At 60.3% G+C, this 26,811-nt stretch carries 16 protein-coding genes; 7 read left to right on the top strand and 9 right to left on the bottom strand.

The annotated features are described in order from the left end of the window. Positions 1 to 229: 229 nt before the first annotated feature. The 4 genes from mdoH to pip form a co-directional block, all read right to left on the bottom strand. Positions 230 to 2,812, bottom strand: a complete 2,583-nt coding sequence (mdoH, locus tag CFBP1590_RS24795; RefSeq protein ID WP_088236107.1) for a glucans biosynthesis glucosyltransferase MdoH — start codon at positions 2,810 to 2,812, stop codon at positions 230 to 232. Next, positions 2,805 to 4,736 (bottom strand): glucan biosynthesis protein G, encoded by a 1,932-nt coding sequence (locus CFBP1590_RS24800; protein ID WP_088236108.1) that lies wholly within the window; start codon positions 4,734 to 4,736, stop codon positions 2,805 to 2,807. The genes mdoH and CFBP1590_RS24800 overlap by 8 nt, the downstream gene beginning before the upstream one ends. A gap of 263 nt (positions 4,737 to 4,999) precedes the next feature. Continuing rightward, on the bottom strand, positions 5,000 to 5,437 hold the full coding sequence (dtd, locus tag CFBP1590_RS24805) for a D-aminoacyl-tRNA deacylase (protein ID WP_025993906.1): 438 nt from the start codon (positions 5,435 to 5,437) through the stop codon (positions 5,000 to 5,002). A gap of 39 nt (positions 5,438 to 5,476) precedes the next feature. Beyond that, positions 5,477 to 6,448, bottom strand: coding sequence for a prolyl aminopeptidase (gene pip / locus CFBP1590_RS24810; RefSeq protein WP_029243158.1), 972 nt, complete (start codon positions 6,446 to 6,448; stop codon positions 5,477 to 5,479). Positions 6,449 to 6,729: 281 nt separating this feature from the next. Here pip and CFBP1590_RS24815 point away from each other — a divergent pair, with 281 nt between their 5' ends. The 7 genes from CFBP1590_RS24815 to CFBP1590_RS24845 all read left to right on the top strand — a co-directional run bounded on the left by CFBP1590_RS24815 (position 6,730) and on the right by CFBP1590_RS24845 (position 16,385). Next, the gene (locus tag CFBP1590_RS24815) at positions 6,730 to 9,180 is read left to right on the top strand and encodes a glycogen/starch/alpha-glucan phosphorylase (RefSeq protein ID WP_004882701.1); all 2,451 of its coding nucleotides are present in this window, start codon (positions 6,730 to 6,732) and stop codon (positions 9,178 to 9,180) included. A 230-nt stretch (positions 9,181 to 9,410) separates the two neighbouring features. Then, positions 9,411 to 12,266, top strand: a complete 2,856-nt coding sequence (locus CFBP1590_RS24820) for a DUF2339 domain-containing protein (RefSeq protein ID WP_088236109.1) — start codon at positions 9,411 to 9,413, stop codon at positions 12,264 to 12,266. Between the two features lie 26 nt (positions 12,267 to 12,292). Next, on the top strand, positions 12,293 to 13,642 hold the full coding sequence (locus CFBP1590_RS24825) for a DUF3999 domain-containing protein (protein WP_162868476.1): 1,350 nt from the start codon (positions 12,293 to 12,295) through the stop codon (positions 13,640 to 13,642). A 145-nt stretch (positions 13,643 to 13,787) separates the two neighbouring features. After that, complete coding sequence (locus CFBP1590_RS24830) at positions 13,788 to 14,798, top strand: class 1 fructose-bisphosphatase (RefSeq protein ID WP_004882704.1); 1,011 nt, start codon at positions 13,788 to 13,790, stop codon at positions 14,796 to 14,798. A 14-nt stretch (positions 14,799 to 14,812) separates the two neighbouring features. After that, positions 14,813 to 15,415, top strand: a complete 603-nt coding sequence (locus CFBP1590_RS24835; RefSeq protein ID WP_088236111.1) for a DUF924 family protein — start codon at positions 14,813 to 14,815, stop codon at positions 15,413 to 15,415. Between the two features lie 134 nt (positions 15,416 to 15,549). Next, positions 15,550 to 15,804, top strand: coding sequence for an outer membrane protein assembly factor BamE domain-containing protein (gene bamE / locus CFBP1590_RS24840; RefSeq protein WP_004882706.1), 255 nt, complete (start codon positions 15,550 to 15,552; stop codon positions 15,802 to 15,804). Positions 15,805 to 15,806: 2 nt separating this feature from the next. Next, entirely contained in the window at positions 15,807 to 16,385 is a 579-nt protein-coding gene (locus tag CFBP1590_RS24845; RefSeq protein ID WP_058432380.1) for a lipocalin family protein, read from the top strand. Positions 16,386 to 16,444: 59 nt separating this feature from the next. Here CFBP1590_RS24845 and hemE read toward each other — a convergent pair whose 3' ends face one another. The 5 genes from hemE to CFBP1590_RS24875 form a co-directional block, all read right to left on the bottom strand. Continuing rightward, on the bottom strand, positions 16,445 to 17,512 hold the full coding sequence (hemE, locus tag CFBP1590_RS24850; RefSeq protein WP_004882708.1) for a uroporphyrinogen decarboxylase: 1,068 nt from the start codon (positions 17,510 to 17,512) through the stop codon (positions 16,445 to 16,447). A 137-nt stretch (positions 17,513 to 17,649) separates the two neighbouring features. Continuing rightward, positions 17,650 to 18,417, bottom strand: a complete 768-nt coding sequence (locus CFBP1590_RS24855) for a S1 family peptidase (RefSeq protein ID WP_088236112.1) — start codon at positions 18,415 to 18,417, stop codon at positions 17,650 to 17,652. Positions 18,418 to 18,832: 415 nt separating this feature from the next. Continuing rightward, positions 18,833 to 20,251: a glutamate synthase small subunit GltD family protein gene (locus tag CFBP1590_RS24860; RefSeq protein WP_004882710.1), complete on the bottom strand. Its 1,419-nt coding sequence runs from the start codon at positions 20,249 to 20,251 to the stop codon at positions 18,833 to 18,835. A 122-nt stretch (positions 20,252 to 20,373) separates the two neighbouring features. Then, on the bottom strand, positions 20,374 to 24,819 hold the full coding sequence (gltB, locus tag CFBP1590_RS24865; RefSeq protein ID WP_088236113.1) for a glutamate synthase large subunit: 4,446 nt from the start codon (positions 24,817 to 24,819) through the stop codon (positions 20,374 to 20,376). A 359-nt stretch (positions 24,820 to 25,178) separates the two neighbouring features. Next, positions 25,179 to 26,807, bottom strand: coding sequence for an SPOR domain-containing protein (locus tag CFBP1590_RS24875; protein ID WP_088236114.1), 1,629 nt, complete (start codon positions 26,805 to 26,807; stop codon positions 25,179 to 25,181). Positions 26,808 to 26,811: the final 4 nt, after the last annotated feature.

Consider the following 26,811-nt stretch of genomic DNA (forward strand, 5'->3'; position numbering starts at 1 on the left):
TGCAGCCGTGACGCACCGCGTCACTCCACGGCCGGACGCGGAGCGTCCTGAGAGGCGTTACCACGCGGAGCGTAGGAACGATCATGGTCTCAAGCACACTGATCGTGCCAATGCTCCGCGTGGGCATGCAGCCTGTGACGCTCCGCGTCACTTGCGCGGTCGTGAGTCGGGCGAGCATAAAAAAGCCCCTGAAGCAGCACTTCAGGGGCTTTTTCAAACCGGGTGGCGATCAGGCCAGAACCGGCTGTACCTCAGGTTTCAGCGGCTGCAGTGGCAGCAACGGCGCATGAGGGTCAGCTGCAATGGAAGCTCTCCACGCTGCCAGCCATTCTTCATGGCCACCGCTCCAGACCAGCTCGTGTAGACGACCCAGGGCAACCGGATCGCTCAGCAACATCAGGCGCTCATGATTGCCAAGCTTTTCCGGACCAACCTTCAGTGCATGCTCGACGCGCTCCATACGGACCACTTCGATCGGCCTGGCCTGCTTGTGACGCGACGTTGCCAGCGCACAGGCCAAGGCATTCTGCTGTGGATCGACCACGGCGCGAATAAAGCCTTCCTTCAGCGCATGCCAACGGTTCTCGTGGGTGTACTGATCGGTAGAGATCAGTTCCTGCGGCGGCTCGAACTCTTCCGGAATCAGGAAGAACTTCTCGTCGCGCGCCTTGAGACCCAGACCGGTACGGCTGGAAATCACCGACACCGGAATCGACAGCATCAACGACACCACAATCGGTGCCAGCCACCAGAGGAAGCTCGGGTTCAGCGAGAACACCAGAGCGGCCCAGCAAGCGCCCAGCAGAGTCTGAGGACCGTGACGCTTGACCGCTTCGATCCATGGCGTGGAGTCATCGTCGCGCTGCGGAGAGTTCCAGGTCGCTGCCCAGCCCAGGAAAGCGGCCAGTACGAAGCGGGTGTGGAACAGCATGCGAACCGGCGCCAGCAGCACCGAGAACAGCATTTCCAGCAGCATCGAGATGGTGACCTTGAACTTGCCGCCATAGCCCTTCGCGCCCTTGGCCCAGATCAGAATGACGCTGAGCAGTTTGGGCAGGAACAACAGAACGATGGTGGTCGAGAACAGCGCAACGGCTTTTTCCGGGTGCCATTGTGGCCACAGCGGATACAGTTGACGCGGCTCAAGGAAGTAGGTCGGCTCCATCAGCGTGTTCACCGCCAGCAAGGCAGTGGACAGCACCAGGAAGAAGAACCACAACGGTGCCGACAGGTAAGACATCACGCCTGTCAGGAACACCGCACGGTGAACCGGGTGCATACCCTTGACCAGGAACAGCCTGAAGTTCATCAGGTTGCCGTGGCACCAGCGGCGGTCACGCTTGAGTTCGTCGAGCAGGTTGGGCGGCAACTCTTCGTAGCTGCCCGGCAGATCGTAGGCAATCCAGACGCCCCAGCCGGCACGGCGCATAAGCGCAGCTTCGACGAAGTCGTGAGACAGGATCGCACCAGCGAAGGCCCCCTTACCCGGCAACGGCGCCAGTGCGCAGTGCTCGATAAAAGGCTTCATGCGGATGATCGCGTTGTGCCCCCAGTAGTGGGATTCACCCAACTGCCAGAAGTGCAGACCGGCAGTGAACAGCGGACCATAGACACGTGTGGCGAACTGCTGCATGCGCGCATACAGCGTGTCCATGCCCGAAGCACGTGGCGCGGTCTGGATGATACCGGCGTCCGGCGTGGCTTCCATCAGGCGAACCAGACTGGTCAGACACTCGCCGCTCATGACGCTGTCGGCGTCGAGCACGACCATGTAGCGGTATTCACCACCCCAGCGACGGCAGAAGTCATCGAGGTTGCCGCTCTTGCGTTTGACGCGACGGCGACGACGACGATAGAAAATCTTGCCGAAACCACCGGCTTCACGGCACACGTCGAGCCAGGCTTGCTGCTCGGCAACGGCGATGTCGGTGTCGTTGGTATCACTGAGGACGAAGAAGTCGAAGCGATCCAGGTCACCCGTGGCCGCGACCGACTCGAAGGTCGCACGCAGACCGGCGAACACGCGAGGCACGTCTTCGTTGCAGATCGGCATGACCAGTGCAGTACGCGCGCCGACTTCAATCGGCTCGTTACCTGCGCTGGCACCGGAGATGCGGTACTTGTCGCGACCGGTCAGCAATTCCAGGAAGCCCATCAGCGCGGTCCAGAAACCGGCCGATACCCAGCAGAACAGAATCCCGAACAGCAACAGGATGCTGGTCTGCAAGGCGTAAGGCATGACCTGCAAAGCAGTCTGCACGAACGTCTGGCGCGTGATTTCGTCCAGCGAAACCAGCGACCAGCCCTGGTACGGCAGAATGCCTTTCATGTACCAGCCAGCCACGATCGTCTGACCCAGCATGAGAACCAGCAGGATATAACGACGGATCGAGCCGACCGTGCGCCAGCGCGACTTGGGCAGGTCGCGTGGCAGATCGTCGTGCTCAGGCTTCGGCGGATTGGTCTTGCCGGTCAGCCGACGCCAGCCGCGCACCAGAATGTTGGTGCGCCACGGCTCGGGAACGACCTTGGTGCGACGGATTGGCGGAGTGGCCTTCAGGCACAGGCGACCGCTTGCATCGACACCGAGCATCTCGGCGTCCTGCAATTCATCGGCTGTGGACAGCGTCAGGCGACGGCCTACCGAAGCCTGTGCGGCCTCGGCAGTGTCGGTGAATGGCTGCGCCGAAAGGCGTTCGTGCAACTCGGCGAAGGATTTGCAGCCGGCCAGTTCGGCCCGCTGCTCGTCGCTCATCGGTAAATGCGCCAGGTACTCGTTCAGAGACACTGGCACCGGTAGAGAATTACTCATCGCTCGGCAACTGATAGCTCCAGGTCTCGGTCATGACTTGCAACGTCTTGGCCGGTTCCGGATGGGTGGGCGCGGCCTCGGTTTCAGGCTGCTGGATTTCTTTACCGTCCTTGTCCTTGGCTACGTCAGCCTTGGCGGCGTCGGTTTTGGCAACTTCACCTTTGGCAGCGTCAGGCTTGGATGCATCACCTTTCGCAGCTTCAGGCTTGGCGGCTTCGACCTTCGGCGCATCGGCCTTGGCAATTTCTACCTGGTCCGTGTCCTTGGTTGCCGCAGGCTTGGCGGCTTCCTTGGCAGCAGCTTCCTTGGCAGCAGCTTCCTTGGCAGCGACTTTCTTGTCTTCTGCCTTGTCGGCAACCAGCAGCGCAGGTTCCTTGCCCGGTTCGGCCGGAATCTCACGCAGCAGGTAAGCGCGCATTTCAGTCGGCTTGCCGGAGTCCTTGACCTTCACCCGCAGGGTCAGGCGATAGCCTTTGGTGACAGGGTTGTAGCGCAGGTTGTTTTCGACCAGCTCGACGTTGTCGTCGGTGGTCACCTGGCTGCGAATGGTCTTGTCTTCAGGCAGTGCAGCCAGCACCGGACCGACAAAATCGACCAGGAATGCGAGGCTGCCATCCGGCTGACGAATCAGGTTGGACTGACGCACGTCACCGATGGAGCGCTGAGTCTGCTTGACCCAACCCAGATCCGGGGAGTGAATCGAGTTTTCCTGCATGGTCCAGTGGATGCGGTAGTTGAAGTCCATCGGCTCGCCCGGCTTGGCCAGGGTCTCAGGCTTCCAGTAGGCAACGATGTTGTCGTTGGTTTCATCGGCAGTCGGGATTTCGACCAGCTCGACCGTACCTTTGCCCCAGTCACCTTTCGGCTCGATCCAGGCGCTTGGGCGCTTGTCGTAGCGGTCGTCGAGGTCTTCGTACTGGCTGAAGTCACGGCCACGCTGCAACAGACCGAAACCACGCGGGTTCTCGACCGAGAAGCTGCTGATGGACAGATGCTTAGGGTTGTTCAGCGGACGCCACAGCCACTCACCGTTGGCTGCCTGAATCGACAGACCGCTCGAATCGTGCAGCTCGCGACGGTAGTTAGGCACACGCGAAGGCTGGTTGGCACCGAACAGGAACATGCTGGTCAATGGCGCAACGCCCAGCTTGTTGACGTTGTCACGCAGGAACATGCGCGACTTCACGTCGACCAGCGTGTTGGTACCAGGACGCAGGGTCAACTGATAGGCACCGGTGGCACGCGGCGAATCGAGCAGTGCGAAGATCACCAGATGGTTGTCATCCGGGCCTGGCTTCTCGATCCAGAATTCCTTGAAGCGCGGAAACTCTTCGCCCGACGGCGATGCAGTGTCGATGGCCATGCCACGAGCGGACAGGCCGTAGACCTGACCCTTGCCGATCACGCGAAAGTAGCTCGCGCCCAGCATGGTCATGATCTCGTCCTGCTTGTCGTCCTTGTTGATCGGGTACAGCACACGGAAACCGGCATAACCCAGTTTTTCGGTGGATTTCGGATCGATCTTCAAGTCACCGAAATCGAAACGACTGGCGTCGTACTTGATTTCGTCAACGGACGTGGCGGTGACTTCGTTGATCTTGACCGGCGTGTCGAAGTGCATGCCCTGATGATAGAAGGACACTTTGAACGGCGTCTTGTCGCCCGCCCACTCGGCCTTGTCATCACGGAACCGGATTTTCTGGTAGTCCGCGAACTTCATGTCGCGCAACTCGTTGGGCAAATTGCTTCTCGGCGCTTCGAATTTCTGCCCGGCCATTTCTTTGGCTCTGGCCGCTACATCATCCAGGCTGAAAGCCCACAACTGACCCGCACTGAACAGGCAGACCAGCGCCGAACTTGCCAGGAGCGCACTGCGCAGGCGCTTGACAGATTTCTTTGGAGCATTACAGGGACTAACAATCACGAGCAACCCTCGCCGAAAACAGATGAAGAAACCAACGGCCAGCTATCGATGCCGGGTTGGCGAGCATTGTTCCGACTCCAATTGGGCCTAATGATTCCCCAACCTGGTGTCAGAACCGCTTTTGTCATGCCAGATGGACCAACCACCGCTGATCTCCGTTGCGCGCGATTATCCAGTAGCACGCGTCACAACGCATCAGGTATGACAAAGAATTTTATTCCTCCCGGACTTATGAATCCGGGAGAAGACAACGGAATATTAGCTCAGGTTTCAAGCAGGAAAGTCACAGGGCCATCATTGACCAGATGCACTTGCATGTCCGCACCAAACTGGCCCGCCGCAACCGTTGAATGCGCGATCCTGGCCTGACTCAACAGATAGTCGTACAACTCGGCACCCAGCGCAGGCGGCGCCGCTTTCGAGAAGCTTGGACGCATGCCGCTTTTGGTATCGGCCGCCAGCGTGAATTGCGAAACCAGCAGCAATCCGCCGCCCACTTCACGCAGGGAAAGATTCATCTTGCCCTCGGCATCACTGAACACTCGATAGTTGAGCAACTTGTGCAGCAACTTATCGGCACTGGCCCGAGTGTCTTGAGGCTCCACACCGACCAGCACCAGAATGCCCTGATCGATTGCGCCAACCACCTCACCACCCACTTCCACGCGTGCACCCTGCACGCGCTGCAATAAAGCTTTCATAGAGACTCTTTTCAGGCCTGCGACAAGGACGCGACGGTATCAGGCTTCTTCAGGCGGCAGGTCAAGCAGACGACGCGCGACCTGTGCGGCAGCCCGTACCAGCGCATCGGTAATGCCCGGCTCCGACGCCGCGTGGCCTGCATCACGAATCACCTGCAGCTCGCTGTTGGGCCATGCCTGATGCAGCTCCCAGGCATTGTCCAGTGCGCAGATGACATCGTAACGACCATGAACAATGATGCCCGGCAGATGGGCGATCTTCGGCATGTCGCGAATCAACTGGTTGGCTTCCAGAAAGGCATTGTTCATGAAGTAGTGACATTCGATCCGCGCAATCGACAGGGCGCGTTGCGGCTCGGAGAAGCGGTCGACTACCTGTGGATTGGGACGCAGGGTGGCCGCACGACCTTCCCAGGTGGACCAGGCCTTGGCCGCGTGCATCTGCGCAATCTGGTCCGGACCGGTGAGGCGCTTGTGGAAAGCCGCCAGCAGGTTGTCCCGCTCATCCAGCGGAATCGGTGCGACGTAGTCCTGCCAGTAATCGGGGAACAGGCGGCTGGCGCCTGCCTGATAAAACCAGTCGATATCCTGCTGGCGCGCCAGGAAGATTCCGCGCAGGATCAGCGCATGAACGCGGTCCGGGTGAGTCTGGGCGTAAGCGAGCGACAACGTCGAACCCCACGAGCCGCCGAACAGCACCCATTTTTCGATGCCCAGGTGTTCACGGATTCGTTCGAGGTCTTCAACCAAATGCCAGGTGGTATTGTTTTCGATGCTGGCGTGAGGCGTGGAGCGACCGCAGCCGCGCTGATCGAAGGTGATGATGCGGTACAGGTTCGGATCGAAGTAACGACGGCTCTGTGCATCGCAACCCGAACCCGGCCCGCCATGGATAAAGACAACGGGAAGGCCTTCGGGCGACCCGCTTTCATCGACGTAAAGCACATGCGGCTGTTCCACGGCCAGATCGTGCCGGGCGTAAGGTTTGATCTGCGGGTACAAAGTCTGCATATGTGCTCCATGAGTCCGATTCAGAGGCTTCTATTATTCTGCCGTTGGGCATCATAAACCCGAAACGAGGAATGAGCATGCTGCACATCATCGTTGCGAGTGGAACGATCAATGCAAGCGTTTTGCCAATTTGCAGCATTCGCGAACCAGCGCAGTCGCGCTGGGTCGAAGCGAGAGCTCTGTCTTCAATTATTTCTTTCATTTTCAGGAAATAACTGACGACACGCCTACAGTCTAATAACCCCATCTTTCAATCCGTCAGACTACTTGAGGTCGTACCGATGTCTCAGGAACCACTCGTTCGTGACGCTGATGTGGCTGCTTTCCGCGCCGCAGTGCTCGCCAAACTCACTTACTCAGTGGGCAAGGACCCCGACCATGCGTTTGAGCATGACTGGTTCGAAGCTGTTGCCCTGGCTGCTCGTGACCACATGGTCGAGCACTGGATGGACCACACGCGACAGATTTATCGCAAGGTTCAGAAACGGGTCTATTACCTGTCGCTGGAATTTCTCATCGGCAGATTGCTGTACGACAGCCTGAGCAACCTGGGCCTGCTGGAAATCGCTCGCGAAGCCATGACCGAACTGGGCGTGGACATCGAGCGCATTCGCCTGCTCGAACCCGATGCCGCGCTGGGTAACGGCGGCCTGGGTCGTCTGGCGGCCTGCTTCATGGAAAGCATGTCGACTCTGGGCATTGCGGGTCATGGCTACGGCATTCGCTACGAACACGGCCTGTTCCGTCAGGCAGTGGTCGACGGCTGGCAGCAGGAGCAGACCGAGAACTGGCTGGACTTCGGCAACCCGTGGGAATTCGAACGTCCGGAAGTGGTGTACTCGATCGGCTTCGGCGGCAGCGTCGAAACCTTCACCAACGAAGCCGGTGAGACGCGTCAGGTCTGGCGCCCGGGCGAAACCGTCCGCGCCATTGCCTACGACACGCCGGTAGTCGGCTGGCGTGGTGCAAGCGTGAACACCCTGCGCCTGTGGCGCGCCCGTGCGGTGGAAGATCTGCACCTGGAACGCTTCAACGCCGGTGACCACTTTGGTGCCGTGGCGGAAGTCGTGCGCGCTGAAAGTATTTCCCGTGTGCTGTATCCGAACGACGCGACTGAAGCCGGTCAGGAACTGCGCCTGCGCCAGGAATACTTCTTCGTTTCGGCTTCCCTGCAGGACTTGCTGCGTCGTCACCTGAACATGCACGCTACGCTGACTGATCTGCCGGAGCATGCGGCGATCCAGATGAACGACACACACCCGTCCATCGCGGTGGCCGAGCTGATGCGTCAGTTGATCGACAACCACAACATTCCGTGGGACACCGCCTGGAAAATCACCGTCGGCACCCTGGGCTACACCAACCACACCCTGCTGCCTGAAGCGCTGGAAACCTGGTCGGTCGGCCTGATGGAGCGGATGCTGCCGCGCCACATGCAGATCATCTACCTGATCAACGCGCAACACATCGACACGCTGCGCGCCAAGGGCATCCACGATTTCGAAGTGCTGCGCGCGGTGTCGCTTATCGAAGAAGACAATGGCCGTCGCGTGCGCATGGGCAACCTGGCATTCCTCGGTTCCCACAGCGTCAACGGCGTTTCGGCATTGCACACTCAGTTGATGCGCAAAACCGTATTTGCCGAACTGCACAAGCTGTATCCGGAACGGATCAACAACAAGACCAACGGCATCACCTTCCGCCGCTGGCTGTTCCAGGCCAACCCGAAGCTGACCGAAATGCTGGTCGAAGCACTCGGCCCGGACGTGCTGGACAACGCGGAAACCCGTTTGAAGGAACTGGAGCCGTTCGCCGAGAAGTCATCCTTCCGCAAGCAGATGGCCGATCAACGCCTGCACAGCAAGCGTGCGCTGGCGGCGATCATTCACGAGCGCCTCGGCATCGCAGTCAACCCGGCAGCGATGTTCGACGTGCAGGTCAAGCGGATCCACGAATACAAGCGTCAGTTGCTGAACCTGTTCCACACCGTCGCCCTGTATCAGGCGATTCGTGCCGAGCCGGGCACGGACTGGGTGCCTCGGGTCAAGATCTTCGCGGGCAAGGCGGCAGCCAGCTATCACTCGGCCAAGCTGATCATCAAGCTCACCAACGACATCGCCCGCACCGTCAACAACGACCCGACCGTACGCGGCCTGCTCAAAGTGGTGTTCATGCCCAACTACAACGTCAGCCTGGCCGAGAGCATCATTCCGGCAGCCGACCTGTCGGAGCAGATATCCACTGCAGGCCTTGAAGCCTCGGGCACCAGCAACATGAAGTTCGGCCTCAACGGCGCACTGACCATCGGCACGCTGGACGGTGCCAACGTGGAAATGAGCGAGCAGATCGGTCTGGAAAACATGTTCATCTTCGGCATGACCTCGCAGGAAGTCGAAGCCCGCAAGCAGGCAGGCGACTTCAGCGCACATGGCGATGTTGCCGCGTCCGGTCGTTTGAACGATGTGTTGCAGGCGATTCGTGGCGGGGTGTTCTCGCCGGATGATCCGAACCGCTATGCAGGTCTGGTCGATCAGTTGCTGGCCTATGACCGCTTCCTGGTCTGCGCCGACTTCGACTCGTACTGGGCCGCCCAGGCCAAGGTCGAAGAACGCTGGCACGACTCCAAGGAATGGTGGCGTTCGGCAGTGCTCAACACGGCACGCATGGGCTGGTTCTCCTCCGACCGGACCATTCGCGAGTACGCGGGCGAAATCTGGAAAGCACTGGACTGAAACAGGGGGGGCACATCCGTAACCTGATGCACCGCCCCTTTCGCGGACAAGTCCGCTCCTACTGGCAGAAACCGGCTTTCGACCTGTAGGAGTGGACTTGTCCACGAAGACTGGCTTCAGACGCTCCATTTCGACTGAATGTACCGCTCCACGTCAGGAGCGCGCTGAGTCCCTCTCTCCCCTATACTGCGCACCGATAAACCTTCACACATCGAAAAGGATGTCGTCGCGTGCTTTGGATTTGTCTGGTAGTAGGCGGTGCAGTGCTCGGGTACTCGGTCAGTTACGACGAGTGGGAAGGCATGCTCATCGGTGCAGTCATGGGCTGGGGGCTATGGGCGGGCGTTCGCCTGTATCTGCTGGACAAACGCTCGGCCGAGCAGTCTGTGGAACTGCTGGCAACGCGCAAGACCGTCGAATCCCTCCAACAGCGTCTGACGCTTCTCGAATACCCGCCCGTTCCAAGCCCGCAACCCGTTGCCGAAGCGCAGCAGACCGCTCCGCTGCCCGCCGACTCGGTCATCATCGCAGCGCAGACCACCGGACCCGAGCTGATCTGGGACTTGCCTGCCGAAGAAGCACCTGCAGCGCCGACCGCTGCCCCAGTTGCAACGGCCACGACCAGGCAAGCATCGACCACACCGTCTTCACCCAACTTCATCGAAAGGACTCTATCCAGCGCCATGGGCTGGCTGATGGGTGGCAATACGGTTTTGCGGGTCGGCATCGTGGTGCTGTTTCTGGGGCTGGCCTTTCTGTTGCGCTACGCCACCGAAGGCATGGTCGTACCCATCGAGGCGCGCTATGCAGGTGTGGCCGCCAGTGCGCTGGCATTGTTGGGGCTCGGCTGGTGGCTGCGCCTGCGCAACGCACCTTACGCCCTGATGCTTCAGGGCGCTGGCATCGGCGTGCTGTACCTGACGGTATTCGCCGCGATGAAACTGCACACGCTGCTCGACCCGACCCTGGGCTTCGGGCTGTTGGTGGCGATCACGGCGTTCTCGGCCGTGCTGGCCCTGACCCAGAATTCGCTGGCGCTGGCCTGTGCAGGCGCACTGGGCGGGTTTGCCGCGCCACTGCTGGCCTCGACCGGGCAAGGCAGCCATGTGTCGCTCTTCAGCTACTTCGCCTTGCTCAACGCCGGCATCTTCGCCATCGCCTGGTTCCGGGCCTGGCGCGTGCTGAACCTGATCGGTTTTTTCGGCACGTTCGGCATCGGCTTTGCGTGGGGTATCAAGGCCTACACACCGGAGCTGTTCTGGAGCACCGAACCATTCCTGATCCTGTTTTTCCTGATGTACCTGGCCATCGGCCTGCTGTTTGCGCGGCGCAAGCTTCAGGAGCAGGCAGGCGGGCCACAGGATGACAGCCGCAACGCCTTGCTGCGCTGGTCGGCGCGTCAGGGTGATTATGTCGACGGCACGTTGCTGTTCGGGACGCCTATCGTCGGGTTCGGCCTGCAATATGCGCTGGTCGAACACGTCGAACTGGGCGCTGCATTCAGTGCGCTGGCGCTGGGCCTGATCTACATGGGACTGGCGCGGGTGCTGGCAGCGCGCGGCTCGGAAAGAACCACGTTGCTGATGGAAACCTGCCTGGCACTGGGCGTGGTGTTCACGACACTGGCGATCCCGCTGGGGCTGGGTTCGCAATGGACGACCTGCGCCTGGGCCGTGGAAGGCGCAGCCATATTCTGGCTGGGCATGCGCCAACATCGGGTATTGGCGCGTGCGTTTGGTCTGTTCCTGCAATTGGCTGCCGGCATCACCCTGCTGAGCAACCTGGATCTGTCGGACACATCGCTGTCGCTCCACGGTGATTACTGGACCGCGATGATTCTGGCCATTGCCGCCTTTGTCAGCGCCGGGTGCATCCATCGCTACCAGACGTTGACGCTGGTGGATCAGGAATTGGCCAGAGCGTTGTTGATGGTCTGGGCTGCTGCGTGGTGGATGTTTTCAGTCATCAACGTCGTCCAGCTGTTCGTGCCTGTCTTGCTGCAGACCTCTGCGCTGCTGATGGCGGCTGCGGCCAGTGCCGCGCTCTGGACCGTGCTGGCATTGCGGCTACGCTGGTCCGATCTGGCGACGTTGTGCGCCACACTGACTCCGCTTTGCACCCTTGTGCTACTGACCTCGCTGGGCAGTCAGTATCACCCGGCGCAGGATGGCGGCTGGATCGCATGGCTGGCGGTATTCGCGGTGCATCTGCTCTCGCTTCGTCGCCTCGCCGAACTGGCCCCGAGCCTTGCGATTCGCCTTGCACATGTCGTTGGCTGCTGGCTGATCATCGCCGTACTGGCCCTGGAGCTGCGCTTCGGGCTGATGCAATTGTCCGAGCAGTACAACGCATGGCGCTGGCTGGGCTGGGCCGTTGTGCCGAGTCTGTACCTGTGGGCGATGACCTCGCAGCGCCAATGGCCGTGGCCTGTGTCCGCCTACCCTCAGGCCTACCGGGTCAGCGCCGCCGCTCCGCTCGCTGTACTGATGCTCGCCTGGTTCTGGCTGGCCAATATCTTCAGCGACGGCGCAGCAGATCCCCTGCCGTACATCCCACTGCTCAACCCGCTGGAAATCGGTCTGCTGTTCTCGCTGACCGGCGTCTTCCTGTGGACGCGCCATTACCTGCCGAAGATGGGCCTGGATGACACGCGCTCGCGCAATATTCCCCTGCTGATAGCAGGCGCTTCACTCTTTGCGCTGGTCACGGCAATGGTCATGCGCACTGCGCATCACTGGGCTGAAGTGCCCTGGAACACCGAAGACCTGCTCGAATCGATGCGCATTCAGGCCGGTCTGTCGATCGTCTGGACGTTGATGGCACTGGCGCTGATGATCGGCGGGCACATGCGCGCCCATCGACAGATCTGGCTGGGCGGCGCAGCGTTGATCGGCGTGGTGGTGATCAAACTGTTCTTCATCGAACTGGGCAATCGCGGGGGCATGGAACGTATTGTCTCGTTCATAGGAGTTGGCATTCTGCTACTGGTGGTGGGATATTTCGCACCATTACCGCCGAAACCTCCCGTTACCCAGACTGACGGGGAGCCCGGCACGGCTCCAACCGCTGAGCCGAACAGCCCATGAGGAAACCGTTCTTGAGTCGTTCACCCCTGAAAATCGCCGTGCTCGGCCTGACCCTGTGCACGACGATGGCCGCCCATGCTCAAGACAAACCGGCCGATTTCGCCAGCCAGACGCCGCTGACCCTCAGCGGTGATGGCCCGTGGTATCGCATCGAACTGCCACTCTCGGTGCAGCTGAATGCGCGGCAGGCCGATCTGAGCGATCTGCGCGTGTTCAATAACGAAGGCCAACCGCAGGCGTATGCCCTGAATCAGAAGCAGGCTTCGCAGGAACAGGAGCCCACGCCGATCCCGGTCAAGTGGTTCGCGCTCTACAGCACCCAGGAAGCGGGCGATGCCACACCGGTCATTCGCATCGAGCGCGCCAGCAATGGCACGGTGATCGAAGTCCAGCCGCAAAGTGACATCGAGGCCGGCGAAGAAGTGTTGCGCGGCTGGCTGCTGGACACCAGCGCGATCAAGGCCCCACTTGAACAACTGATCATCGACTGGAGCGCCGAGCGCGAGGGTTTCCAGAGTTTCAGCATCGAGGCCAGCGATGACCTCCAGCACTGGCGCGACTGGGGTGAAGGACAGGTTGCACGCCTTTCGTTCGCCGATGAAGTGGTCGATCAGCGCGAGGTGGGTCTGCCCGGTCAGAGCGCCCGCTATCTGCGCTTGCTGTGGCGCTCGCCGCACAGCGCCCCCACGTTGATCTCGGCCCATCTGTTCGCAGCCGACAGCGAAACGCCCACCCCGCCGTTGACCTGGTCACCACCGGTCACCGGCAAGGTCGAAAAGGCCAACGAATATGTCTGGGAGCTGCCTGCGGGCCTGCCGGTCGAACGTGTGAAAGTCGACATCGCCCAGCCCAACAGCCTTGCACCGGGCACACTCTACGCACGCAGCGACGCCAGACAGCCTTGGCAACCGATCAGCAGCGGACTGCTGTATCGCCTGACGCAAAATGGCAGCGATGTGGTTCAGGATCAGTTGCAGTTGTCCGGGCGTATCGTCCAGCAACTCAAACTCGTGGTCGATGACCGCGGCGGCGGACTGGGCACAGAAGCGCCAGCATTGAGCGTCGCCGTCCGGGCCAGCGAAGTAGTGTTTCTGGCGCGCGGCAACGGGCCGTTCACTCTCGCCGTGGGCAACACCTCCGTGAAGGCCGCCAACCTGTCGCTGGCGACTCTCATTCCCGATTTCACCCCGCAGAAACTGGCCACACTCGGCACGGCGAAACCGACGTCCGCCACGGTCGCCAACATGGCCGCACCGCTGCCGGTCGTGCAGGAAAGCGTCGATTTCAAGCGCATCGGACTGTGGGCAGTCCTGGTGCTGGGCGTGCTGTTTCTGGGCTGGATGGCGATGAGCACCCTGCGTGCCTCGAAACGCTGAACAGGCCGTCCGAGAGCGCCGGATTCCAGCTACGCTGATCCGGCGTATGAACTGAAACAGTCATAAGCCAGTCTGATAGCAGTATTACGTCGCCACTCGCGTTAAACTGCGCGGGTTTTCATACCCCCCTATTTCGGAGCTATCCATGTCCCGCGTTACACTAAGTCGCTACTTGATTGAGCAGACCCGCAGCAACAACACTCCTGCCGATCTGCGCTTCCTGATCGAAGTAGTGGCGCGAGCATGCAAGGAAATCAGCCACGCCGTCTCCAAGGGCGCACTGGGCGGTGTACTCGGGAGCATGGGCACCGAGAACGTGCAGGGCGAAGTACAGAAAAAGCTCGACGTGATCTCCAACGAAATCCTGCTGGAAGCCAATGAATGGGGTGGTCACCTGGCCGGCATGGCGTCCGAAGAAATGGACAACGCCTACCAGATTCCCGGCAAATACCCCAAAGGTGCCTACCTGCTGGTATTCGACCCACTGGACGGCTCGTCCAACATCGACATCAACGCACCGGTCGGCACCATCTTCTCGGTATTGCGTTGCCCGAACCAGTACCTGAGCCAGAACGAAGCCCTGAACGAAAAGGCTTTCCTGCAGCCAGGCACCGAGCAGGTCGCTGCCGGTTACGCGATCTATGGCCCACAGACCATGCTCATCCTGACGCTGGGCGACGGCGTCAAAGGCTTCACGCTGGACCGCGAAATGGGCAGCTTCGTACTGACCCACGAAGACATCACCATCCCTGAAACCACTCAGGAATTCGCCATCAACATGTCCAACCAGCGTCACTGGGAAGCCCCGGTACAGCGCTATGTGGACGAGTTGCTGCAGGGCGAAGAAGGCCCGCTGAAGAAGAACTACAACATGCGCTGGGTTGCGGCCATGGTTGCCGACGTACACCGCATCCTGACCCGTGGCGGTCTGTTCATGTATCCGCGTGACAGCCGTGAGCCTTCCAAGCCGGGCAAACTGCGCCTGATGTATGAAGCCAACCCGATGTCGTTCCTGGTTGAGCAGGCCGGCGGCGCGTCCACCGACGGCCATCAGCGCATCCTCGACATTCAGCCTGAAGGCCTGCACCAGCGTGTCGCGGTGTTCCTGGGTTCGAAGCAGGAAGTCGAGCGCGCCACCGCTTATCACAAAGAGTAAGAGGGACAGGACCGATGCGTGCGCCCTGGCTGCCGCTGCTCGACTGGTGGTTCGGTTCTGCCGAATCGCCCAGTGACGTGGTGAAAGCCAGGAACACGCTCTGGTTCGGCAAGAAAAAAGCCAACGACACTGAAGCGCGAGAGCGCTTTGGTGATCAGGTCGAAAAGGCCTTGGCGGGCGAACTGGCCGAATGGGCGGAAAACCCCAAGGGCTGGCTGGCGCTGATCCTGTTGCTCGACCAATTGCCCCGCATGATTCACCGCGATACCCCCAAAGCCTTTGCCGGCGACCTGCGCGCACAGTCACTGGTCAAACACGGCTTGAAACTGGAACGCGATCAACACCTTGATCCGTTGCAGCGCACCTTCATCTATCTGGTGCTGGAACACAGCGAGGACCTCGCTGACCAGAACCATGCCATCACCTGCTTTACCCGTCTGCTTCCCTTGCTGCCCGCCACTGATCGCGACTACTTCAAAAGCAGTCTGGATTACGCAGAACGCCATCAGAAGATCATTGCCCGCTTCGGGCGCTTTCCGCATCGCAATGCCATCCTGGGCAGGTCGTCGACCGACGAAGAGATAGAATTTCTCAAGAAACCCGGCTCAAGCTTCTGATCAGCCAGATAAATCCTTGTCCCTGCCGGGAACCAGATCGGCTTTTTCTCTTCTAACCTTTCGGTATTGCGCCAGCGTCAGGCTGCATCAGCCTTCGTTGCGACGCGACCCCCTTCCGTTCAGGAGCTACATCCATGTCCTTGCGCTATGTCGCGTTACTGTCGTTTTGCGTGTTTCTGGCTGCGTGCAGCAAAATCACCCAAGAGAACTACGCCAAGCTCTCCGCTGGCATGCCCAAGGCTCAGGTCGAGTCGCTGCTGGGCAGCCCGACCGAGTGCTCTGGTGCGCTGGGCATGTCGAGTTGCACATGGGGTGATCAGAACACTTTCATCAGCGTCCAGTATGCAGCCGACAAGGTCGTGCTGTTCTCGGGCCAGGGCCTCAAATAAACATGATCAAGGTACTCGTTCGGTTTGGTATCTTCGTGATGGCCAGTTTTCTGGCCATCGGCTTCGCACACTCGGCTGACAACCTCGAGCCGAGGACAGTCGACAGCGTCGATCTCAAGCAGTATCAGGGCACTTGGTACGAGCTGGCGCGCCTGCCGATGTTCTTCCAGCGCAAGTGCGCCCAGTCCGAGGCCCATTACGCACTGAAGGATGACGGCAACATTGCGGTGACCAACCGCTGCCGTACGATTGAAGGCGAGTGGCAGGAAGCAACCGGTACTGCATCGCCACAGGTGCCGGGCAAGACCGACAAACTGTGGGTCGTGTTTGATAACTGGTTCTCGCGCCTGCTGCCGGGCGTCGCCAAGGGCGATTACTGGGTGCTGGATATCGGCGATGGCTACAAGACTGCCGTGGTCGGCAATCCGGACCGCAAATACCTGTGGCTGCTGTCGCGCACGCCAACTGTCTCCGAGTCGGTCAAACAGGACATGCTGAGCAAGGCCCGCCAACAGGGTTACGACACCTCACGCCTGATCTGGCGCGAGGATGATTCGAAGATTGGCAAAGAAGCGAAGTAACGATTCAAGCGAGGAAATCTGATCGTGCCCGCCGACTGGCACGATCAGACAGTGCCGACTCAGTTCTGGTGATACTGCGCCGACAACTCGTGCACGGCCTCAATGAAAGCGCCCGCATTCGCCGGGTCGACTTCCGGCGTAATGCCATGACCCAGATTGAACACATGCCCGGTGCCACTGCCATAGCTGGCAAGGATGCGTGCGACTTCCTGGCGGATAGCCTCAGGACGCGCATAAAGTACGGTCGGGTCCATGTTGCCCTGCAATGAAACCTTGCTGCCGACACGCCGACGCGCTTCACCAATGTCGCAGGTCCAGTCCAGCCCCAGTGCATCGGCACCGGCATCGGCAATGCTTTCCAGCCACAATCCGCCACCCTTGGTGAACAGAATCACCGGCACCTTGCGCCCGTCGTGCTCACGGATCAGGCCGTTGACGATCTTGCGCATGTACGCCAGAGAAAACTCCTGATACGCCGCCGAAGACAGGCTGCCGCCCCAACTGTCGAAAATCTGCACCGCCTGCGCGCCCGCCAGAATCTGGCCGTTGAGGTAGGTGGTGACCGACTGCGCCAGCTTGTCCAGCAACAGGTGCATGGCTTGCGGGTTGTCGTAGAGCATGGCCTTGGACTTGCGGAAGTCCTTCGAGGAGCCGCCTTCGACCATGTAGGTCGCCAGGGTCCACGGGCTGCCGGCAAAGCCGATCAGCGGAACGCGACCATTGAGTTCGCGGCGGATGGTGCTGACCGCGTCCATCACGTAACCCAGATCCTTCTGCGCATCAGGGATCGGCAGGGCTTCGATGTCAGCCAGTGTGCTGACGGTCTTCTTGAAGCGCGGGCCTTCACCGGTTTCGAAATACAGGCCAAGCCCCATCGCATCGGGAATGGTCAGGATGTCGGAGAACAGGATCGCCGCATCGAGCGGGTAGCGGTCAAGCGGCTGCAGCGTGACTTCACAGGCGAACTGCGGGTTCTTGCACAGGCTCATGAAGTCGCCGGCGCTGGCGCGGCTGGCACGGTACTCGGGCAGATAGCGGCCCGCCTGACGCATCATCCAGACAGGGGTCACGTCCACGGGTTGCTTGAGCAGGGCGCGCAGGAAACGGTCGTTCTTCAGGGCAGTCATGTCGGCATCCGCTATAAAAGTGCGGGCATTTTCTCAGAGCGCGACGCAAAAGGCACGGTAAGAGCCGTGCCTTTTATCTATCGGGTCGATTTGCCGCAGGCGCCAACGACGTCATGACTGTATGTAACCCGGCAGTTCTACGGGTTGGTTTGCATGATTTGCCTTATCCAACCGTCGAAGAATGACACCCGTGTGTACTGTCCGGCACCGTACATCAAGGTACGGCTGACCAGTCCCACTTCGACATACCCGCTTGCTGTCTTGTACAGGAGAGGCCCGCCAGAATCGCCTCCCGCCTGGTTGTAGCCTGCACAGATGTTGTTATCGGGGTTGAAGTTGGTGTCGGGATAGCCCTCTGGAATGTAGATGCACCTTGCGTCATTCAATATGCGCCCCTGGCCCTGATACAAGACATCGGCCAGCACCCCCTCATCGGTCCGACCGAACCCGATCAGTGTCACTGGCGTGTTCTTGTAAAGAGGAAGAGGAGATTGGCCGCTGTCCAGCTTGAGAAACTCCGTGCTCTGGGCAGGACGGCTCAGCTTGACCAGGGCGATGTCGTACTGACCCCGATTAAGACCCGCATGAAGAAAGACATCACCAACAGTAATACGCTCTCTCTCGATAACCTCAGGGCGGTATTGTTCCAGCCCGATACTGACTGCGTGTGCCTTTTTTTCAGGATTGGTCAGGCAATGCGCGGCCGTCAGGACCCACTGCGGTGCAATCAACGCACCACCGCAGATGTGCTCGCCATCCTCTTCGACCAACGCCGCAAAAAACGGGTATTGGCCTCTGGGAGCGGGCTCACCGCCGACAATCTTTCCGACATCTTCGATGCCACGGTCTGCGCCACAACCAGCCAGTATGGCGACCAGACTAATTAACGCGAGTAGCTTGTTCATGATCAACTCCCTGATCGTGACTGAATCCCTGTTACAACGCGCCTGCGATCCTGCAGCACACGTCGAAATATCGGCGTCTCGAACGAGCCAGCCGATTTTCAGTAAAGCGAAATGCGTCAGGAACGGGAACTGTCAAAACTGACAGCAAAGGCGGGAAAACAGCCTGAAGAAGGCTGTTCAGACCTGAAAGGCGGAAAGACGCCCCTCAGACAATGCGTGACTTACTGAAGAAACGCGATTTTGTGGGAGCGGACCGGGCGGCGTTCCGTTTGTCCGCGAAAAGGCCAGTACATCCGACACATATGCGGTGGCTGAAATACTGCATTCGCGGACAAGTCCGCTCCCACCGTGTTTGCTGCGCGACCGCGCTACGTCGAAGACGTAGCGAGGCCTCTTATCTACAGAGTCAGAGCCATCAAACGCCCAGGTAATCCAGAATCCCTTCAGCCGCATTCCGGCCTTCGAAGATTGCGGTAACCACCAGGTCGGAGCCGCGAACCATGTCGCCACCGGCGAAGATTTTCGGGTTGCTGGTCTGGTGCTTGTACTGCGACTGCTCGGGCGCAATCACGCGGCCCTGGCTGTCGGTGTTGATCGTGAAGGGTTCGAACCATGCAGCCGGGCTCGGGCGGAAACCAAAGGCGATGACCACGGCGTCGGCCGGGATGATTTCCTCGGAGCCCGGAATCGGCTCGGGGCTGCGACGGCCACGGGCATCCGGCTCGCCGAGACGGGTCTCGACCACTTTCACGCCCTCGACCTTGTCTTCACCGACAATGGCGATCGGCTGACGGTTGTAGAGAAACTTCACGCCCTCTTCCTTGGCGTTCTTCACTTCCTTGCGCGAACCCGGCATGTTTTCTTCGTCGCGACGATAGGCACAGGTCACGGATTTGGCACCCTGACGGATTGACGTGCGATTGCAGTCCATCGCGGTGTCGCCACCGCCCAGTACCACGACCCGCTTGCCTTTCATGTCGACGAAATCTTCAGGCGACTTTTCGAAGCCCAGATTGCGATTGACGTTGGCGATCAGGAAGTCGAGTGCATCGTGTACGCCCGGCAGGTCTTCACCGGCAAAGCCGCCTTTCATGTAGGTGTAGGTGCCCATGCCCATGAACACGGCATCGTATTCTTCAAGCAACTGGTCGATGGTGACGTCCTTGCCGACTTCGGTATTGAGCCGGAACTCGATACCCATGCCGGTGAACACCTCGCGACGATGGCTCAGCACGCTCTTCTCGAGCTTGAACTCGGGAATACCGAAGGTCAGCAGACCGCCGATTTCAGGGTTCTTGTCGAACACCACCGGCGTTACCCCGCCACGCACCAGCACATCAGCGCAACCCAGGCCCGCAGGTCCGGCACCGATGATTGCCACGCGCTTGCCGGTCGGCACGACCTTGGACATGTCGGGACGCCAGCCCATGGCGAAAGCGGTGTCGGTGATGTACTTCTCGACCGATCCGATCGTCACGGCGCCGAAGCCGTCGTTCAGGGTGCAGGCACCCTCGCACAGACGGTCCTGCGGGCATACGCGGCCGCAGACTTCCGGCAGGGTGTTGGTCTGGTGCGACAGCTCGGCCGCCGCCAGGATATTGCCCTCGGCGACCAACTTGAGCCAGTTGGGAATGAAGTTGTGCACCGGGCACTTCCATTCGCAATACGGGTTACCGCAGCCCAGGCAGCGGTGCGCCTGATCGGCGGACTGCTGGGGCTTGAAGGGTTCGTAGATCTCCACGAACTCTTTCTTGCGCTGACGCAGCAGCTTCTTCTTCGGGTCTTTACGCCCGACATCGATGAACTGAAAGTCGTTACTTAGACGCTCGGCCATTCTCTAGAACCTCTACACGACAGCTTCAGGCCATGGCCGTGAAGCTGCAGGAAATCATGTTCGCAGGCATTCGCGCACTGCTGTGGTCGCGCGGCGTGAAAACACGCCGCGTGCAGTTGCGCTTATTGCGGGTTCGCCCGGGTGCTGGAGAGCAGCGACTTCAGGTTGGCAGCCTTGGGCTTGACCAGCCAGAAACGACGCAGGTAGTCGTCCAGGTTTTCCGCAAGGTTGCGACCCCATTCACTGTCGGTTTCAGCGACATACTCGTTCAGCACGCTCTGCAGGTGAGTGCGATAAGCCTCCATCGCTTCGCCGCTGATGCGCTGGATTTCAACCAGCTCATGATTGACGCGGTCAACGAACGTGTTGTCCTGATCCAGCACGTAGGCGAAACCGCCCGTCATGCCGGAGCCGAAGTTGTAGCCGGTCTTGCCGAGGACACAGACGAAACCGCCGGTCATGTATTCGCAGCAGTGATCGCCCGTGCCTTCCACAACCGTGTGGGCACCGGAGTTACGTACCGCGAAACGCTCACCTGCCGTGCCCGCCGCGAACAGCTTGCCGCCAGTTGCGCCGTACAGACAGGTGTTGCCGATGATCGCACTTTCGTTGGTCTTGAACGGGCTGCCCTTGGGCGGCACGATAACCAGCTTGCCAGCGGTCATGCCTTTGCCGACATAGTCGTTGGCATCGCCTTCCAGATACATGTTCAGGCCACCGGCGTTCCACACGCCGAAGCTCTGACCGGCCGTGCCCTTGAAGCGGAACGTGACCGGCGCCTTGTTCATGCCCTGGTTGCCATGTAGACGAGCGATTTCGCCGGAGATCCGCGCGCCGATGGAACGGTCGCAGTTGCAGATATCCATCTCGTACTCGCCGCCGCTGAGGGCTTCGATGGCCGGTTTGGCCAGCTCCACCATCTTCTCGGCCAGCAGCCCCTTGTCGAACGGCGGGTTGCGATCCACGAGGCTGAACTGAGGCTTGTCAGCCGGAATGTGATCGCTGCCCAGCAACGGGGTCAGGTCCAGATGCTGTTGCTTTTCGGTTTCGCCCGGCAGTATTTCCAGCAGATCGGTACGGCCGATCAGCTCTTCCAGCGAACGCACACCCAGTTTTGCCAGCCACTCACGCGTCTCTTCAGCCACGTAGGTAAAGAAGTTGATCACCATATCGACGGTGCCGATGTAGTGGTCCTTGCGCAGCTTCTCGTTCTGGGTCGCAACGCCGGTGGCGCAGTTGTTCAGATGGCAGATACGCAGGTATTTGCAGCCCAGCGCGATCATCGGCGCAGTGCCGAAGCCGAAGCTCTCGGCACCCAGAATTGCCGCCTTGATCACGTCGAGGCCAGTTTTCAGGCCGCCGTCGGTCTGCACACGGACCTTACCGCGCAGGTCGTTGCCGCGCAGGGTCTGGTGAGTTTCAGCCAGGCCCAGCTCCCACGGCGCACCGGCGTACTTGATGGAGGTCAGCGGCGAAGCACCGGTACCGCCGTCATAACCGGAAATGGTGATCAGGTCGGCGTAAGCCTTGGCAACACCGGCCGCAATCGTACCGACGCCCGCTTCCGCTACCAGCTTGACCGAAACCAGCGCCGCCGGGTTGACCTGCTTGAGGTCGAAAATCAGCTGCGACAAGTCTTCGATGGAATAAATATCATGGTGCGGTGGTGGCGAAATCAGCGTCACGCCCGGCACTGCATAACGCAGCTTGGCGATCAGACCGTTGACCTTGCCGCCCGGCAACTGCCCGCCTTCGCCAGGCTTGGCGCCCTGAGCGACCTTGATCTGCAGCACGTCGGCGTTGACCAGGTATTCCGGCGTCACGCCGAAACGACCTGTGGCGATCTGCTTGATCTTGGAGCTGCGGATAGTGCCGTAGCGCGCCGGGTCTTCACCGCCTTCGCCGGAGTTGGAGCGGGCCCCCAGACGGTTCATCGCCTCGGCCAGCGCTTCATGCGCCTCGGGCGACAGTGCGCCCAGCGAGATACCGGCAGAGTCGAAGCGCTTGAGAATCTCCGACAGCGGCTCGATTTCGTCGATGTTCAGCGGCTGGTCGAGGGTCTTGACCTGCAGCAGGTCGCGAATCATCGACACCGGACGCTTGTCCACCAGCGAGGTGTATTCCTTGAACTTGCTGTAGTCGCCCTGCTGCACCGCAGCCTGCAGGGTGCTGACCACGTCCGGGTTGTAGGCGTGGTATTCGCCACCGAACACGAACTTGAGCAGACCGCCTTGCTGGATCGGCTTGCGCGGGCTCCATGCTTCGGCCGCCAGGGCCTTCTGCTCGGCTTCGATGTCGACGAAACGCGCGCCCTTCAGACGGCTCGGCACACCGCGGAAGCTGGTGTTGCAGACTTCCTCGGACAAGCCAATGGCTTCGAACAGCTGCGCACCACGGTAGGACGCGACGGTCGAGATGCCCATCTTGGACAGGATCTTGAGCAGGCCCTTGGTGATGCCTTTACGGTAGTTCTTGAAGACTTCGTACAGATCGCCCAGCACTTCGCCGGTACGGATCAGGTCGCCCAGCACTTCGTAGGCCAGGAACGGGTAGACCGCCGACGCACCGAAACCGATCAGCACCGCAAAGTGATGCGGGTCACGGGCGGTCGCGGTTTCGACCAGAATGTTGCTGTCGCAGCGCAGACCCTGTTCGGTCAGGCGGTGGTGAACCGCGCCAACGGCCAGCGAGGCATGGACCGGCAGTTTGCCGGGTGCGATATGACGGTCGCTCAGTACGATCAGGGTATGACCGGAACGCACCGCTTCTTCGGCCTGATCGGCGACGTTGCGGACTGCGGCTTCAAGGCCCATCTGCTCGTCGTAGTTCAGGTCGATGATATAGCGTTCGAAGCCCGGCCGATCCAGGTTCATCAGCGAGCGCCACTTGGCCGGGGAAATGACCGGCGAGCTGAGGATCACGCGCGAAGCGTGCTCGGGCGACTCCTGGAAAATATTGCGCTCGGCACCGAGGCAGATTTCCAGCGACATGACGATGGCTTCACGCAGCGGGTCGATCGGCGGGTTGGTGACCTGCGCGAACTGCTGGCGGAAGTAATCGTAAGGCGAGCGCACACGACGCGACAGCACGGCCATCGGCGTGTCATCACCCATCGATCCCACGGCTTCCTGACCCTGCTCGCCCAGCGGACGCAGCACCTGATCACGCTCTTCGAACGTGACCTGATACATCTTCATGTACTGCTTGAGCTGGTCGCTGTTATAGAAAGCCGAACCGTGGTCGTTGTCTTCCATGGTTGCCTGAATGCGCAAGGCGTTCTTGCGCAGCCACTGCTTATATGGATGACGCGACTTGAGGCGGTTATCGATGGCGTCGGTGTCGAGGATCTGACCGGTCTCGGTATCGACCGCGAAGATCTGGCCCGGACCGACGCGGCCCTTGGCGATGACGTCTTCAGGCTTGTAGTCCCACACGCCGATTTCCGACGCCAGGGTGATGTAACCGTTCTTGGTGGTGACCCAGCGCGCCGGGCGCAGACCGTTACGGTCCAGCAGGCAGACCGCGTGGCGACCTTCAGTCATCACGACACCGGCCGGACCGTCCCACGGCTCCATGTGCATGGAGTTGTATTCATAGAAGGCCCGCAGATCCGGGTCCATGGTCTCGACGTTCTGCCACGCAGGCGGAATGATCATGCGCACGCCACGGAACAGGTCGATGCCGCCAGTGACCATCAGCTCAAGCATGTTGTCCATGCTCGACGAGTCGGAACCGACGCGGTTGACCAGCGGCCCCAGCTCATCCAGTTCCATCAGGTCGTTGGTGAACTTGGTACGACGCGCCTGCGCCCAGTTGCGGTTACCGGTAATGGTGTTGATCTCGCCGTTGTGGGCGAGAAAGCGGAACGGCTGAGCCAGCGGCCATTTCGGCAGGGTGTTGGTCGAGAACCGCTGGTGGAACACGCAGATCGCGGTTTGTAGGCGCTCGTCGCTCAGGTCCGGGAAGAAGGCCGTGAGGTCGGCCGGCATCATCAGACCTTTATAAATGATGGTCTTGTGCGAAAAACTGCAGATGTAGTGATCGCTGTCAGCGGCATTGGCAACCGATGAACGGCGACGCGCGCTGAACAGCTTAATCGCGAATTCCTGATCGCTCAGGCCTTCACCGCCGATGTAGACCTGTTCGATCTTCGGCAGACGCTCCAGCGCCAGGCGACCCAGCACGCTGGTATCGATCGGCACCTGACGCCAGCCCACCAGCTCCAGGCCCTCGGCCAGGATTTCGCGGTTCATGTTTTCGCGTGCGGCTTCGGCCTTGGCGTCGTCCTGATTGAGGAACACCATGCCCACAGCATATTGGCGGGGCAGATCGACACCGAAGTGTTCCTTGGACATCGCGCGCAGGAATCCGTCGGGCTTCTGAATCAACAGACCGCAACCGTCACCGGTCTTGCCGTCGGCATTGATGCCACCACGGTGGGTCATGCAGGTCAGGGCTTGGATAGCCGTCTGCAACAGGTGATGACTGGGCTCGCCTTGCATGTGTGCGATCAGGCCGAAACCACAGTTATCCTTGAATTCATCTGGTTGGTACAGACCTGCTTTCATAGACACTTTCTCACCAGGCTGCCTCTATGCGAGGCAAATTTCCTTTTAATTCAACCAATTACCTGACACGCCGAACGTACGCCGGCTTCGGACGGGCAAAACGGAGGTCATTGTACACAGCGACACTGGGGCTCACAAATTTAACGACGATTGGTGGATAATCAATGTCGCAATTGTGAAAGTTTTAAAGCGGGTCACTGTGGTAGTCAAAGTATTTCTTGAATAATCTGACTGAAGCGACTGAGACTGCGGAGCGTTTGTAACGCAGACGCCACAAGGCGCGCCCCGAAAAGGCGGCGCGCTCAAGCGGGTAAAGTCAGGTTTGCCGGGTGAGCGGCCTGGATAAGGCCGCTGCGACTTCAGCGAGTGGCGCCAAGCTCTTGTTGGATGCTTGCGACAGTACGAGGCCAAGGTTTACCAGCCTGAACCTTGGCTGGCAATACCTTGATGGCTGCCAGGGCGGCAGCACGGTCAGAAAAGTTACCGTAGGTCACCACATACAGCGGCTTACCCTGCAGGGTTTTCTTGAAGTAACGGTACTCGCCGCCCTGCTCTGCCACGTAGGCCTGAGCCGTCGCTTCCGAGCTGGTGCCGAGGATCTGCACCACATAGTGGCCGGGTGCCTGACCGCTGTACCAGTTGCCACCGGCAGCCGGTTTGGCGGCAGCAGGCTTCTCGGCGGGCTTGGCGGCCGGCGCTGGAGCCGGTTTGGCAGTCGCCACCTGAGTCGGCGCTGGCGCAGGCTTGGCAGCCGGTGCAGGCTGAGTCACCGGAGCGGCTGGCGTCGGTGCAGGAATGGACGAGCGTGGCGTCTGAGCCGCAGCCTGACCGGCAGGAACACCCGCTGGCGGCGCAGTCGTGGTCACGGTCGGAGGCTGAGCGGGCGAACCGGTTGGCACTGCGTCTTCGTCGGAATCACTCGAACCTGCCGCCTCGGCCAGCGGGCCGCGCATGACCGGTTGCGAGTTGCCACCCAGTGGTAACGGCATCGGCTGGGAGTTGCCCGCGAACTCGATGGCCGGGCCACCGTTGTTCGACTGCTGGGCAGATGGCGTGCCCTGCCCCAGAGGCAGTTGCGCCTGAGCGGAAGCAGGGTCACTGGCAGGTGTCTTGTCGCCACGGCCCGGGATCAGCACAGCGGCTGCCACGGCCACGAGCACGACAGCACCCAGAGCCAATACGTGTTTTTTCGGCATGTTGAACCCCACACTTGGACGCTTGACCGCAGAACGACTTGCGATCATCGCCTCGATCATTGAATCGCGGGCCACCTGGTTGATCGCCCCAGGCCAGCCATCGGACTGTTCATGGATATCGGTGATCTGGTCGGCAGTAAACAATGCGATTCCCTGCCCTGCACCCTCCAGACGTTGAGCCAGATACTCCCGGGTTTCTTCTTCCGTATAAGGTTGCAACTCGATGACGTGAAAGCGCTCGCCCTCAACGTCGCCCTGCAGTTCGGCACACAACTGATCGAGACGATCGAGCAGTGACGGTTCGCCAAACAGGAATACGTGCGGGCGCCCTTCCGGCGTACCCGCTGCAAGACCCAGCAACGCTTCGAGCGCCGAATCGCCCAGTTGTTCCGCATCGTCAACCAGCAGGTACACTTCCTGCCCCGTCAGACCGAGCTGAACCACCTGCGACAGGATCGACTGCATTTCGGCATGGGCAACGCTCAGGGCCTGCGCGACCTGTTGCAGCACACCGGCCGCATCGTTGGCGCCCCGCGCCGAAACCACCACGCTCTGGACCGATTGTTTGTTGGTACTCGCTACCAGTGCCTGACGCAGCAGGGTCTTGCCGCTGCCCTGAGGCCCGGTGACTGCGAGCAACAGCTGGCTGTAGCGCGCCAGATGATGAAGCTGACCCAGCACCGGCTTGCGCTGGGCAGGGAAGAATTTGAAGCCAGGTACCCGCGCTGCAAAGGGGTCATGACTCAACTGGTAATGGCCGAGGAAGGCCTCGTCGGCGTGCAAACTAGTCATGGGT

This window comes from Pseudomonas viridiflava (genome assembly GCF_900184295.1).
Taxonomy (GTDB): domain Bacteria; phylum Pseudomonadota; class Gammaproteobacteria; order Pseudomonadales; family Pseudomonadaceae; genus Aquipseudomonas; species Aquipseudomonas viridiflava.